Raw genomic sequence first — 12,128 nt, forward strand, 5'->3', positions numbered from 1 at the left:
CGGTGCCGCCGCCCCGGACGCTCTCCGTCCCGCCCGGCGGACGGCCGCGCACGGGACCGGGAGTTCCTCTCCGGTGGCGCGGGGCCGCACAGGCCCCCCACGGCGGCCCCCGCACCGAACCGGGGAGCCGGGCCCCTGGGCGCCCTTGGCCCGAGATGACGTGCGGCGGCCCGGGCCTCGGCCCGGGCCGCGAAGTGGACATCGGGCCGGGCGGGGCACCGCGTCACCAAGGGGGCGGCGGAGGCGTCGTCAGCTCCTCCGCCAGCCGGGCCAGCCTCTCCCGTAGCCGGCGCCGGCCGCGCGGGCCCGCCCCGGCGCTCCGGCCGTCTTCCGCGGCCACCGCGCTCACCAGGTGCTGCGCGGCTTCCAGGCCGAACACGGAAGGCCGCTCCGGGTCGCGTGCGGAGAGTGCCCGCGGGCCGGGCGGGGACGGGGGCCGCGCACCGGACACGGACGGGGCCGCCGCCCCGGTCGGGGAGACCGGCCCCGGGCCGGGAGCGGGAACTGTTCGCAGGCCGAGCACAGCGGCCACCCCGGTGATCCCATCCACCCCGGCCATCCCGGCGGTGCCGGGGGCCGCACCGGACGCGGCATGGGCCGGATCCGTCTCCGGCACGCCGAGCGACTCGTGGGCCAGGGAGCGCAGGTCCCGGTCGCCCCCGTCGATCGCCAGCACGGTCGCCCCCGCGCGCCGGGCGTCCCGCACCCGTTCGAGGAGGGGCGTGCCGGGCCGGTCCGGGGCGACGACCAGTAGTGTCTCCCCGCGCCGTGCCGCGGCCAGCCGGTCCGGGCCGACGGCCAGGTGCGGCGGCGCGCCCGGCTCCACGCGGTGGCGGACCAGGGTGGGGGAGAGCTGCGGGAGCCCGGACCGGGCGGCTTCCTCGCCGAGGTGGGCGGCGAGGTGCCAGGGCTCGTACCCCTCGCCGCCGACCAGCAGCAGCCCGCCGCCCGGTGGGTCCACGGAGCGGCGCAACGCCCCGGCGAACCACCGGGTGGCGTCCAGCCAGGCCGTTCCGGCGAGGATCTCGCGCAGCAGCGCCACCCGTACGGCGTCCATGGCCCGCATCCTGCTCCGGCCGCGCGGGGCGCGTCGGCCCGACGGCGCCCCGTTCCCCCGCAGGGGTGACGGGAGGGTGTACGGCAGGGGACCGCCGGGTGGTGCGGGGCGCGGGCGGACGCGCCGGCAGAGTCCGATGGCCACACGGCACCCACCGGGGCGATCGGCGGATGGGCGGTCGCCGTCACGGGTCCCGGCACCCGCTTGTCCGGGGAGGACCCCGTCTCACCGCCGCCCCCGCCCTCACCCCGGGGGGCGACCCCGCCCACCCGGCCGTCCCGGGCGCCGGGCCGAGCCGGCGGCCCCGGGCGGCCGGTCCTGCGGACGTCCGCGCGAAAGCAGGCGGCATGGCGGGTGACGTACGGAGGAGACGGCCCGGCGGCGCGGGGTGAGGTGGGCGGCCGGGGCCGGACGAGGCAGGACGGTCCGCACGTGCGCCATGTGTGACAACATCACTGTCATGAACTCCACCGACGCAGTGCGGAAAGCCCCCGCCAAGGACCCGTGGCAGCTCCCCGACGTCTCCGGCCTGGTGGTCGGCGTCCTCGGCGGTACCGGTGACCAGGGCCGCGGCCTCGCCTACCGGCTCGCCCGGGCCGGGCAGCGGGTGATCGTCGGCTCCCGGGCCGCCGGGCGGGCGCAGGAGGCCGCCGCCGAACTCGGCCACGGGGTCGAGGGCGCGGACAACGCCGAGTGCGCCCGCCGCAGCGACATCGTCATCGTCGCCGTGCCCTGGGAGGGCCACGCCGCCACCCTCGGCTCGCTCCGGGAGGAACTGGCCGGGAAGCTCGTCGTGGACTGCGTCAACCCGCTCGGCTTCGACAAGAAGGGCGCCTACGCCATCCGTCCCGACGAGGGCAGCGCCGCCGAGCAGGCCGCCGCGCTCCTCCCGGACTCCCGGGTGACCGCCGCCTTCCACCACCTCTCCGCCGTGCTGCTGAAGGACCCGGCGGTCGAGGAGATCGACACCGACGTCATGGTGCTCGGGGAGGTCCGCGCGGACTGCGAGCTCGTCCAGGCGCTGGCCGGCCGCATCCCCGGGATGCGCGGTGTGTTCGCGGGCCGGCTGCGCAACGCGCACCAGGTGGAGTCGCTCGTCGCCAACCTGATCTCGGTGAACCGGCGCTACAAGGCGCACGCCGGGCTGCGGGTCACCGACGTGTGAGCGAAGGGGGCCGCCGGCCCGGGGCGACGGTACCGCCACGGGAACGGGAGGCCGCGCGAGGCGGCGGCCGGGCCGTGCGCGCGCCGGAGCACAACCGCGTCCGTGCGCGGAGACTCCCGCCGGGCGGCGGGGGTGGAAACGCACCGCGCGGTGGACGGGGCGGCGCGGCGCGGCCGGGCCGGCGGCGGCGCGTACGGCCCGGTGGCGGGAGCCACGGGCGGGGCGGGGGAGTGGTCCGGGCCGGGTGGGCGCAGGGGTCCGCGCCGGGTGGGGGACAATGGTCCGGTACGCCGCCCCGGAACGCGCGCCAAGGAGCCGCCCCCATGCCCCGCCTCGCCCTGTTCGCCGTCGCCGTCTGTCTCCTCGCCACCGCCGCGGCGGTCGTGTCCTTCGTGGAGGGCAGCTGGCTCGGCGTCCTCTGGGTGATGGTGGCGGGTGTCTCCTCCAACATGGCCTGGTTCTACCACCGGCGGGCCCGGGCCGCCCGCGCCGCCTCGGCCGGGCACACCACGGGCTGACCACCGCCGCGAGCTCCCGCCGCCGGGCGCGGCCGGGGCCGCGCCGGAGGGCGGCGAAGGCCCCCGCGGGGCGCCCGGGCGGTCCCCTCCGTGGCCGTGGTGGAGCGCTCGGCACCGGGTAGACGGTCGGCCGGGAGGGGCGGTGACCCGTCTCTCCGCCGCATCGTGTCAGATAGACGATTACTCGGGACTAGGATGGCCGGCGTGCCCCAACTTCGCCTCGCACTGAACCAGATCGATTCCACCGTCGGCGACCTCGCCGGGAACGCCGAGTCCATCGTCCACTGGACCCGGCACTCGGTCGAGCAGGGCGCCCATCTCGTGGCCTTCCCGGAGATGGCGCTGACCGGCTACCCCGTCGAGGACCTCGCGCTGCGCCGCTCCTTCGTGGAGGCCAGCCGCTCCGCCCTCGCCTCGCTGGCGGCCCGGCTCCGGGACGAGGGGATGGGCGAGGTGCCCGTCGTCGTCGGCTACCTGGACCGCTCCGAGCACCCGCAGCCGCGCTACGGGCAGCCCGCCGGCGCGCCGCGGAACGCGGGCGCCGTGCTGCACCGCGGTGAGATCGTGCTGACCTACGCCAAGCACCACCTGCCCAACTACGGGGTGTTCGACGAGTTCCGCTACTTCGTGCCCGGGGAGACGCTGCCCGTCATCCGGGTCCACGGCGTCGATGTCGCCCTGGCCATCTGCGAGGACCTCTGGCAGGACGGCGGCCGGGTGCCCGCCGCGCGGGAGGCCGGTGCCGGCCTGCTGCTGTCGATCAACGCCTCGCCCTACGAGCGGGAGAAGGACGACACCCGGCTGGAGCTGGTCCGCAAGCGGGCCCAGGAGGCCGGCTGCACCACCGCGTACCTGGCCATGATCGGCGGCCAGGACGAACTCGTCTTCGACGGCGACTCGATCGTGGTGGACTCCCGCGGCGAGGTGCTCGTCCGCGCGCCGCAGTTCTCCGAGGGCTGCGTCCTGGTCGACCTCGACCTGCCGGCCGCCGGGGAGATCCCCTCCGGCACTCCCGGCGACGGGCTCCGCGTCGAGCACGTCGTCATCGGATCCGAGCCGCTGCCGCCCTACGAGCCGGAGCTGACCGCCGGCTACGCCGACCGCCTCGGCGACGACGAGGAGGTCTACTCGGCGCTGGTGGTGGGGCTGCGGGCGTACGTGGCGAAGAACGGTTTCAGCAGCGTCGTCCTCGGCCTCTCCGGCGGCATCGACTCCGCCCTCACGGCGGTCATCGCCTGTGACGCGCTGGGCGCCCGCAACGTCCACGCCGTCTCCATGCCGTCCCGCTACTCCTCCGAGCACTCCAAGGGGGACGCCGCCGAGCTGGCCGAGCGCACCGGGCTCCACTTCCGCACCGTTCCGATCGGCCCGATGTTCGACGCCTATCTGGAGGCGGCGGAGCTCACCGGGCTCGCCGAGGAGAACCTCCAGGCCCGGCTGCGCGGCACCCTGCTGATGGGGCTCTCCAACCAGGAGGGCCACATCGTCCTCGCCCCGGGCAACAAGTCCGAGCTGGCCTGCGGCTACTCCACCCTCTACGGGGACTCCGTGGGCGCCTACGCGCCGATCAAGGACGTCTACAAGACCTCCGTCTACCGCCTCGCCCACTGGCGCAACCGGGCGGCCGAGGAGCGCGGCCAGACCCCGCCCATCCCGGAGAACTCGATCTCCAAGCCGCCCAGCGCGGAACTCCGCCCCGGCCAGGTGGACAGCGACTCGCTGCCCGACTACGACGTGCTCGACCGCATCCTGGAGCTCTACGTCGACCGGGACCACGGGTTCGAGGAGGTCGTCGCCGCGGGCTTCGACGCGGAGCTGGTCGCGCGGGTGCTGCGGATGGTGGACGCCGCCGAGTTCAAGCGGCGCCAGTACCCGCCGGGCACCAAGATCTCCGCCAAGGGGTTCGGCAAGGACCGGCGGCTGCCGATCACCAACCGGTGGCGCGAGGAGACGGACTGACCCCGGCCGGCGGATCCGGTCGCGGCCCCGTGCCGTCCCGCCCGGGGGCGGGACGGCACGGGGCCGCGACCGGACGGTGCTGCCCCTGTCCCGCCCCGGCTCAGTACCGCACGGTGGCGGCCACCGGCAGGTGGTCGCTGCCCGTCCGGGGCAGGGACCAGGACGTGACCGGGTCCACCCCGCGCACCAGGATCTGGTCGATCCGCGCCAGCGGGAACGACGCGGGCCAGCTGAACCCGAAGCCGTCGCCCGCCGCCCCCTGCGTGGACCGGAGCTGTGACGTGACGGGGGACAGCGCGCGGTCGTTCATCGTGCCGTTGAGATCCCCCAGGAGCACGGCCCGCTCCTGCGGCTCCTCGCGGATGGCCAGGCCCAGCGCCTCCGCGCTGTCGTCCCGCTGCCCGGCGGTGAAGCCGGCGTTCAGCTTGACCCGCACCGACGGCAGGTGCGCCGCGTAGACGGCCAGCGGCCCGTCCGGCGCCGTCACGGTGGCCCGCACGGCCCGGGTCCAGCCCAGCCCGAGATCGACGTCGCGGACGCCGGTCAGCGGATGGCGGCTCCAGATCCCGACCGTGCCCCGCACGACGTGGTGCGGATACGCGGAGGCCAGCTCCTTCTCGTACACCGGGACGTGCGCCTGGCGGAGCTCCTGGAGCGCCACCACGTCGGCGCCCGAGGCGGCGACGTCCCGCGCGGTGCCGGCCGGGTCGGGGTTGTCGGCGTTGACGTTGTGCGAGACCAGGGTCAGCCCGCCGCCGCCCGCCGGGGCGGCCTTGTCGGTGATCAGGCCGCCGAAGAGGTTGAGCCAGACGGCCACCGGCAGCACCAGCGCCACCAGCGCCGTCGCCGAGCGCCGTATCAGCCCGAGGATCAGCAGCACCGGCAGCGCCAGCCCCAGCCACGGCAGGAACGTCTCCAGCAGGCTGCCCAGGCTGCCGACGCGGTTGGGCACCTCGGAGTGGAGGACGAGCAGCAGCGCCACGGCCACCGAGCACAGGGCCAGCAGCACCCCCCGGCGCCAGGTGCCCGGCCCGAACCGGGCGGCCAGCAGGCGGCGGAACCGGGATCGGGGCCCGCCGGGGTCCGCGCCGCCGCGTTCCGCGTCCGTCATGTACACCTGCGCCATCTGCCGTCCTCGTGCCTCGCCGTGCCGCTCCCCGGTACGCACCCTAGGGGACGTGGCCGCTGGTGCCCCGCCGTGCGCGGCGGCCCTCCGTGAGGGGGACGTCCGGGGCGGGGCGCCGGGTTCCGGACCGTACCGGTGCCCTGGGTCACCCCGCGGAAACCGGAATATCTGCCTCCGGTCGTGCCGGTGCGGCGGCCGGTGCGCGGCGGGCCCCGGGTGTGGGGCACGCCACTTCCGCCGCCGTCCGCCCGGTGCCACCATGGGAGGCGATCCGGGGACGCCGTCAGGGCGCCTCGAGACGACAAGGAGTCACCGCCATGACGCACGTTCCGCCTGCCTCCGACACCCCCGGAACCCCCGGAGCCGCGGGCGCCCCCGCGCCCTCCGGGCCCGCGCCGGGCGCGCCGAAGGGCACCACCGGGGCGCTGTACGGCGGGACGGGCAGCCGCCGTCTCACCGTGCGCGACATCGCCGCCGCCAAGGAGCGGGGCGAGAAGTGGCCCATGCTCACCGCCTACGACGCGATGACCGCCTCCGTGTTCGACGAGGCGGGGATCCCCGTGCTCCTCGTCGGCGACTCCATGGGCAACTGCCACCTGGGCTACGACTCCACCGTGCCGGTCACCATGGATGAGACGCTCCTGCTCTCCGCCGCCGTGGTGCGCGGCACCCGGCGGGCGATGGTCGTCGGCGACCTGCCGTTCGGGTCGTACCAGGAGGGCCCCGTCCAGGCGCTGCGCAGCGCCACCCGCCTGGTCAAGGAGGCGGGGGTGGGCGCCGTGAAGCTGGAGGGCGGCGAGCGCTCGGCCGACCAGATCGAGCTGCTGGTGCGCTCCGGGATCCCCGTGATGGCGCACGTGGGCCTCACCCCGCAGTCCGTCAACGCCTACGGCGGCTACCCGGTGCAGGGGCGCGGCGAGGAGGCCGCGCAGCAACTGCTGCGGGACGCCAAGTCCGTGCAGGACGCGGGCGCGTTCGCGGTCGTCCTGGAGCTCGTCCCGGCCGAACTGGCCGCCGAGGTCACCCGCTCGCTGCACATCCCGACCGTCGGGATCGGCGCGGGGCCCGCGTGCGACGCCCAGGTGCTGGTGTGGACGGACATGGCCGGGATGACCGGCGGCCGGGTGCCGCGGTTCGTCAAGCGGTACGCGCGGCTGCGTGAGGAGCTGGGCGGCGCCGCGCGGGCGTTCGCCGAGGACGTCACCGGCGGCGCGTACCCGGCGGAGGAGCACAGCTTCCGCTGATCGCCGGGTCGCGCCCCGGCCCCGGGGCGCGCCGGCCCGGGGCGCGCCGGCCCGGCGCTCGGCACGGGCGGCCCCGCCGGCGCGCACCCGCGGTCACCCCGCCGTCGCCCCGCGGCCGCCCACAGCCGCCTCCGGCCCTTCGCGGCCACCCCGGCCACCCCGAGGCCGGCGGCCCGCCGGCATCCCCCATCGGCGGGCCGCCGGTGTGCCCGCGCGTGGCCGGGGCAGGCGGGGCGCACGGGCCGGAAGGGCCGGCCCGTGGAGGCGCCGTCCGCCCCCGGGAGCCGGCCGCGCGGGCGGGAGGTTCCCGGCCGTTCCGCGGCCCGGGACCCGGGCGAAATCCAGCGGTAACCCCCGATTGCGATACTGCCGGGTGAGCCGTCCGGCGGGGGACTCGTGGACGCGTCCCCGACCTGCGAGGATGGCGAGTACGGCGCAGCCATCCGGTGGCCGGGGCGGGTTCGTGACCGCCCGTGCCGCCGGAGGGTGGCCCGGCCCGCGACCGCCGCGGGGGGCGGGGGCCGCCGCGTACTACGCTGCACATGGCTACCAGGGCGGAGGACGCGTTCCCTCCCGGTCCGCGACCGGGAATCCCCAGGCAAGGAGAGAGATGGACAAGCAGCAGGAGTTCGTGCTCCGGACGCTGGAGGAGCGCGACATCCGGTTCGTGCGGCTGTGGTTCACCGACGTGCTGGGCTTCCTCAAGTCCGTCGCCGTGGCCCCCGCCGAGCTTGAGCAGGCGTTCGACGAGGGGATCGGCTTCGACGGCTCGGCCATCGAGGGCTTCGCCCGTGTGTACGAATCCGACATGATCGCCAAGCCGGACCCCTCCACCTTCCAGATCCTCCCCTGGCGCGCCGAGGCCCCCGGCACCGCGCGGATGTTCTGCGACATCCTCACCCCGGACGGCTCCCCGTCCTACGCCGACCCGCGCCACGTCCTCAAGCGCATCCTCGCCAAGACCTCGGACCTGGGCTTCACCTTCTACACCCACCCCGAGATCGAGTTCTTCCTGCTGAAGGACAAGCCGGTGGACGGGCGCCGCCCCGTCCCCGCGGACAGCTCCGGCTACTTCGACCACACCCCCCAGAACGTCGGCATGGACTTCCGCCGCCAGGCGATCACCATGCTCGAGTCCATGGGGATCTCGGTGGAGTTCTCCCACCACGAGGGCGCCCCCGGCCAGCAGGAGATCGACCTCCGCTACGCCGACGCCCTCTCCACGGCCGACAACATCATGACCTTCCGGCTGATCATGAAGCAGGTGGCGCTGGAGCAGGGCGTCCAGGCCACCTTCATGCCGAAGCCGTTCTCGGAGTACCCCGGCTCGGGGATGCACACCCACCTCTCGCTCTTCGAGGGCGACCGCAACGCCTTCTACGAGTCCGGCGCCGAGTACCAGCTCTCCAAGGTCGGCCGCTCGTTCATCGCGGGGCTGCTCCAGCACTCCGCGCAGATCTCCGCGGTGACCAACCAGTGGGTCAACTCCTACAAGCGGATCTGGGGCGGCGCGCAGCGCACGGCGGGGGCGGGCGGCGAGGCCCCCTCGTACATCTGCTGGGGGCACAACAACCGTTCCGCGCTGATCCGGGTCCCGATGTACAAGCCCGGGAAGACGGGCTCCACCCGGGTCGAGGTCCGCTCCATCGACTCCGGCGCCAACCCGTACCTCACCTACGCCGTCCTGCTGGCCGCCGGCCTCAAGGGCATCGAGGAGGGCTACGAGCTGCCGGCCGGCGCCGAGGACGACGTCTGGGCCCTCTCCGACGCGGAGCGCCGCGCCCTGGGCATCGAGCCGCTCCCGCAGAACCTCGGCGAGGCCATCGACCTGATGGAGCGGAGCGAGCTGGTCGCCGAGACCCTCGGCGAGCACGTCTTCGACTTCTTCCTCCGCAACAAGAAGCAGGAGTGGGAGGAGTACCGCTCCGAGGTCACCGCCTTCGAACTGCGCAAGATGCTGCCGGTGCTGTAGGCGCCGTTCGCGGTGTGAGGGGTGACCGGGGGCCGGCGGGGGTGAACCGTCGGCCCCCGGTCGTGCGCCCTGTGGCGCCGGGCGCGGATGCGGGTGCGGGACGGTCACGGGCCGGACGGAGCGGTGCCGTGGGTCTTCCGCGGGCTCCGGGGGCCACCGGCCGCCGGGTCGCGGGATGCGGTGGCCGCGGCTGCGTGAGCCATTGACACCCGCCGGGACCCATCCTAGATTCTGTCCGGCTATACGAACGTTGTTCGCAGTATCGAACGGAATGGCTCCGGTGACGTAACCCCTGACCGGCGCCCGTCCCCGCGCCCCGCCCATGGACGCCCAGGCCGGGGACACCGTTCCCGCCCTGCCGTGCCGGCCCCGCCCCCGGCCGCGGGGGCCCGCGGCGCTTCCGTGCCCGTCACCGACGGCACCCCCAGGTCCGCCACGACGCGGAATCCGGGGCCCCGCGCGTCCCCCGCGAGATCCGCACGTCCGTCGTGAGATGTCCGCGAGACAAGGGGAACAGCATGAGCAGCAGACGTACCTTCCTCTCCTGGGGAGCCGCATCGCTGGCCGCCGCCACCGCCGGAGTGCCCGCGGCCGCCGGGCGGGCGGCGGCCGCCGAGCCCTACGGCGGCTATGTGATGGGCTACTTCACCGAGTCGCCCTCCCAGCTCGGCGCGGTGTACGCCCTGCACCTGGCGGTCAGCCGGGACGGCCTCAACTGGGTCCCGCTGAACGGCAACAACCCCGTCGCCACCCCCACCGCCGGCACCGGTGGCCTGCGCGACCCCTACATCATGCGCAAGCAGGACGGCACCTTCATCGTCCTCGCCACCGACCTCTACGGTCTCGACTTCGGCCGGAACAACCAGTACATCCACGCCTGGGACTCCACCGACCTGCGCGCCTTCACCGGTTACCGGCGGCTCAAGCTGCACGACAAGCAGGCGCACACCTGGGCGCCCGAGGCGTTCTGGGACGCCTCCCGGGGCCAGTACGGGATCGTCTTCTCCGGCAACATCGACGGCTACCAGGCCTTCTGGGTCAACTACACCAGCGACTTCGTCAACGTCAGCGCCCCGCAGCTGTTCTTCCACCCGGGCTACGACGTGCTCGACGCCACCCTGCACATCTCCGCCGCCGGGAACTACCTCTACTACAAGAACCTGACGAACGGCCGCCTGTACGGCGCGCGGTCCGCGACGCTCCAGCCGCGCAGCTTCGACAACGGCACCTACACCGCCGGAGTCGTCAGCGGCGCCATCGAGGCGCCCATCGTCACCAAGGACAACACACGTAACCAGTGGTATCTGTGGGGCGACTCCTTCAGCCCCAACAACGCCGAGCTGGAGGTCTGGACGAGCAACGACATCAGCCGGGACGCCTGGAGTCGGGTGGGCAAGTTCTCCTACACCCAGCCGCTCAACGCCAAGCACGCCACCATCTGCCCGATCACCACCGCCGAGCACGACAACCTGGTCGCCCGCTGGGGGACACCGTCCTGGCGCCGCGTCAGGTCCTACAACGAGCCCGACCGGTTCATCCGCCACCAGAACTCCGCGGCCCGTATCGACGCCTACCCCTTCGACCCCTACCCCGAGTCACAGTGGCGGCTCGTCGCGGGGCTCGCCGACCCCGCCGGGGTGTCCTTCGAGGCGGTGAGCGCCCCGGGCAGCTTCCTGCGCCACTCCGGCTACGCGCTGCGGCTGGACCGGAACGACGGCTCCGCCGGATTCGCCGGTGACGCCACCTTCCACCGGGCCGCCGGGCTCGCCGACGCCTCCTGGACGTCGTTCCGCTCGCACAACTATCCGTCCCGGTACCTCCGGCACGCGAACTACGTGCTGCGCATCGACGAGATCGGCGCGGGGTCCCCCGCCGGTGACCGGGCGGACGCCACCTTCCAGATCACCTACTGAGCGGGCCGCCGGTGCCCCGGGCCCCGGCGGCACGGAGCGGGAGGCGGCGGCGGGCGGGCCGCCGTTTCCCCGCCGGGTGGAGACGCGGGGAACGGGCAGGTCCGGCGGCCGCCGGTCAGCCGTTCCCCGCGGCGCCGGGCGCGCCGGGGGCGTCCGCCGGGTCCGGGGCAGCCGTGGCAGCCGTTGCATCCGGATCGTCCGTGGCGTGCCTGGCGTCCGGAACGTCAGGGGCCCTGTGGCCGCGTTCGGTCAGGGTCACCCCGTAGGCGGCGACCTTGCGGACGGTGATGACGGCCGCGGCACCGAGGATGGAGCTCCAGGACATCGCCGCCGAGAGCCGGATGAGGCCCGCGGCGGCCAGGAAGTCCAGCAGGACGCCGAGCGCCGTCCCCACCTCGCGGACGCGGGCGTAGACGATCAGCGCGGCCGGTACGCCGAGGACGGCGGAGAGCAGCGCGGCCGTCTCGATCAGCGCCCTCACGAACCGTCGCCCGGGAGGGGCGGCCCGCCCGGCCGGGACCCGCCGCCGGGTTCGCCGCCGCGCGCGCCGGACCCGGCGACGGCGCCGCGGCCCGTGCCGGGACCGGGGTGCCCGCCACCGGAGGAGCCGTCACCACCGCCCGCGCCGGGGCCGTCGCCTCCGCCGGGGCCGTCACCACCGCCGGAAGCGCCACCGCCGGACCGGCCCCCTCCGGCGCGGGCCCGGTCGTGCTCGAGCTGGGCGCGCTCCTGGGCGAGTTCGCGGCCGAGGAAGTAGTTGAGCGCCGTCCGGATGGAGGCGATGGCGGCGAGCTGCCCGATCTCGGTGAAGGTGGGGGCGACCGCGGTCCGCAGCACGTCCCCCGCGAGCTGGAACTCCAGCCCCAGCGTGAGGAACCGGCCGAGCGTCAGCCGGATCGCGTTGAAGCCGCCGCGCTCCCGGCCACCGTGCTCCCGGCCTCCGCCGCGTACTCGGCCGCCACCCCGTGTCCGGCCGCCACCCCGCTCCCGGCCGCTTTTCCGCGCCCGGCCCGGCGCGAGGCCGGCCGCGAACCGGAGGAACGCCCAGACGGCGCCGGTGAAGACGATCAGCGCCCCGGTGGTCTCCACCACCAGGACCAGCACCGCGATCGTCTCGGTCAGCCAGCCCTGTGGCGGGAACTCGGCAGCGACAGTCATGCGGGGCCGTTACCCG

Annotated in this window: 9 protein-coding genes and 1 pseudogene; 6 read left to right on the forward strand and 4 right to left on the reverse strand. The window is 75.1% G+C overall.

The genetic code is table 11. The annotated features are described in order from the left end of the window. Nucleotides 1-607: 607 nt before the first annotated feature. A pseudogene (locus HCK00_RS03695) lies at nt 608-1,057 on the reverse strand (hypothetical protein); the annotation flags it as partial. Nucleotides 1,058-1,517: 460 nt separating this feature from the next. Between HCK00_RS03695 and npdG the strand changes: the two are divergent. The 3 genes from npdG to HCK00_RS03710 all read left to right on the forward strand — a co-directional run bounded on the left by npdG (nt 1,518) and on the right by HCK00_RS03710 (nt 4,699). Next, entirely contained in the window at nt 1,518-2,222 is a 705-nt protein-coding gene (npdG, locus tag HCK00_RS03700) for an NADPH-dependent F420 reductase (protein WP_168100262.1), read from the forward strand. 323 nt (nt 2,223-2,545) lie between these two features. Next, nucleotides 2,546-2,740: a hypothetical protein gene (locus tag HCK00_RS03705; protein ID WP_168100263.1), complete on the forward strand. Its 195-nt coding sequence runs from the start codon at nt 2,546-2,548 to the stop codon at nt 2,738-2,740. 204 nt (nt 2,741-2,944) lie between these two features. Then, nucleotides 2,945-4,699 (forward strand): NAD+ synthase, encoded by a 1,755-nt coding sequence (locus HCK00_RS03710; RefSeq protein ID WP_168100264.1) that lies wholly within the window; start codon nt 2,945-2,947, stop codon nt 4,697-4,699. A gap of 100 nt (nt 4,700-4,799) precedes the next feature. Here HCK00_RS03710 and HCK00_RS03715 read toward each other — a convergent pair whose 3' ends face one another. Beyond that, entirely contained in the window at nt 4,800-5,825 is a 1,026-nt protein-coding gene (locus HCK00_RS03715; RefSeq protein ID WP_168100265.1) for an endonuclease/exonuclease/phosphatase family protein, read from the reverse strand. A gap of 317 nt (nt 5,826-6,142) precedes the next feature. Here HCK00_RS03715 and panB point away from each other — a divergent pair, with 317 nt between their 5' ends. From panB to HCK00_RS03730, 3 genes are all read left to right on the forward strand, one after another. Further along, nucleotides 6,143-7,069, forward strand: coding sequence for a 3-methyl-2-oxobutanoate hydroxymethyltransferase (panB, locus tag HCK00_RS03720; RefSeq protein ID WP_240965199.1), 927 nt, complete (start codon nt 6,143-6,145; stop codon nt 7,067-7,069). Nucleotides 7,070-7,679: 610 nt separating this feature from the next. Continuing rightward, complete coding sequence (gene glnA2 / locus HCK00_RS03725) at nt 7,680-9,041, forward strand: gamma-glutamylpolyamine synthetase GlnA2 (protein WP_168100266.1); 1,362 nt, start codon at nt 7,680-7,682, stop codon at nt 9,039-9,041. Nucleotides 9,042-9,559: 518 nt separating this feature from the next. Then, nucleotides 9,560-10,954: a glycoside hydrolase family 43 protein gene (locus HCK00_RS03730; protein ID WP_168100267.1), complete on the forward strand. Its 1,395-nt coding sequence runs from the start codon at nt 9,560-9,562 to the stop codon at nt 10,952-10,954. Nucleotides 10,955-11,069: 115 nt separating this feature from the next. Here HCK00_RS03730 and HCK00_RS26815 read toward each other — a convergent pair whose 3' ends face one another. Both HCK00_RS26815 and HCK00_RS26820 read right to left on the reverse strand, forming a co-directional pair. Continuing rightward, nucleotides 11,070-11,435 carry a hypothetical protein gene (locus HCK00_RS26815; protein WP_206319859.1) on the reverse strand — a complete coding sequence of 122 codons (366 nt, stop codon included), beginning with the start codon at nt 11,433-11,435 and terminating at the stop codon, nt 11,070-11,072. Beyond that, nucleotides 11,432-12,112, reverse strand: coding sequence for a DUF1622 domain-containing protein (locus HCK00_RS26820; RefSeq protein WP_206319860.1), 681 nt, complete (start codon nt 12,110-12,112; stop codon nt 11,432-11,434). Before HCK00_RS26820 ends, HCK00_RS26815 begins: the two co-directional genes overlap by 4 nt. Nucleotides 12,113-12,128 lie beyond the last annotated feature (16 nt).

The organism is Streptomyces zingiberis, from assembly GCF_012034935.1.
In the GTDB taxonomy this organism is placed as follows: Bacteria; Actinomycetota; Actinomycetes; order Streptomycetales; family Streptomycetaceae; genus Streptomyces; species Streptomyces zingiberis.

What these genes read in the sequence shown, in the direction of transcription:
- HCK00_RS26820 (WP_206319860.1), bottom strand. Translation starts at nt 12,112, where the DNA reads ATGACTGTCGCTGCCGAGTTCCCGCCACAGGGCTGGCTGACCGAGACG.
- npdG (WP_168100262.1), top strand. Translation starts at nt 1,518, where the DNA reads ATGAACTCCACCGACGCAGTGCGGAAAGCCCCCGCCAAGGACCCGTGG.
- HCK00_RS03730 (WP_168100267.1), top strand. Translation starts at nt 9,560, where the DNA reads ATGAGCAGCAGACGTACCTTCCTCTCCTGGGGAGCCGCATCGCTGGCC.
- HCK00_RS03715 (WP_168100265.1), bottom strand. Translation starts at nt 5,825, where the DNA reads ATGGCGCAGGTGTACATGACGGACGCGGAACGCGGCGGCGCGGACCCC.
- HCK00_RS03705 (WP_168100263.1), top strand. Translation starts at nt 2,546, where the DNA reads ATGCCCCGCCTCGCCCTGTTCGCCGTCGCCGTCTGTCTCCTCGCCACC.
- panB (WP_240965199.1), top strand. Translation starts at nt 6,143, where the DNA reads ATGACGCACGTTCCGCCTGCCTCCGACACCCCCGGAACCCCCGGAGCC.
- glnA2 (WP_168100266.1), top strand. Translation starts at nt 7,680, where the DNA reads ATGGACAAGCAGCAGGAGTTCGTGCTCCGGACGCTGGAGGAGCGCGAC.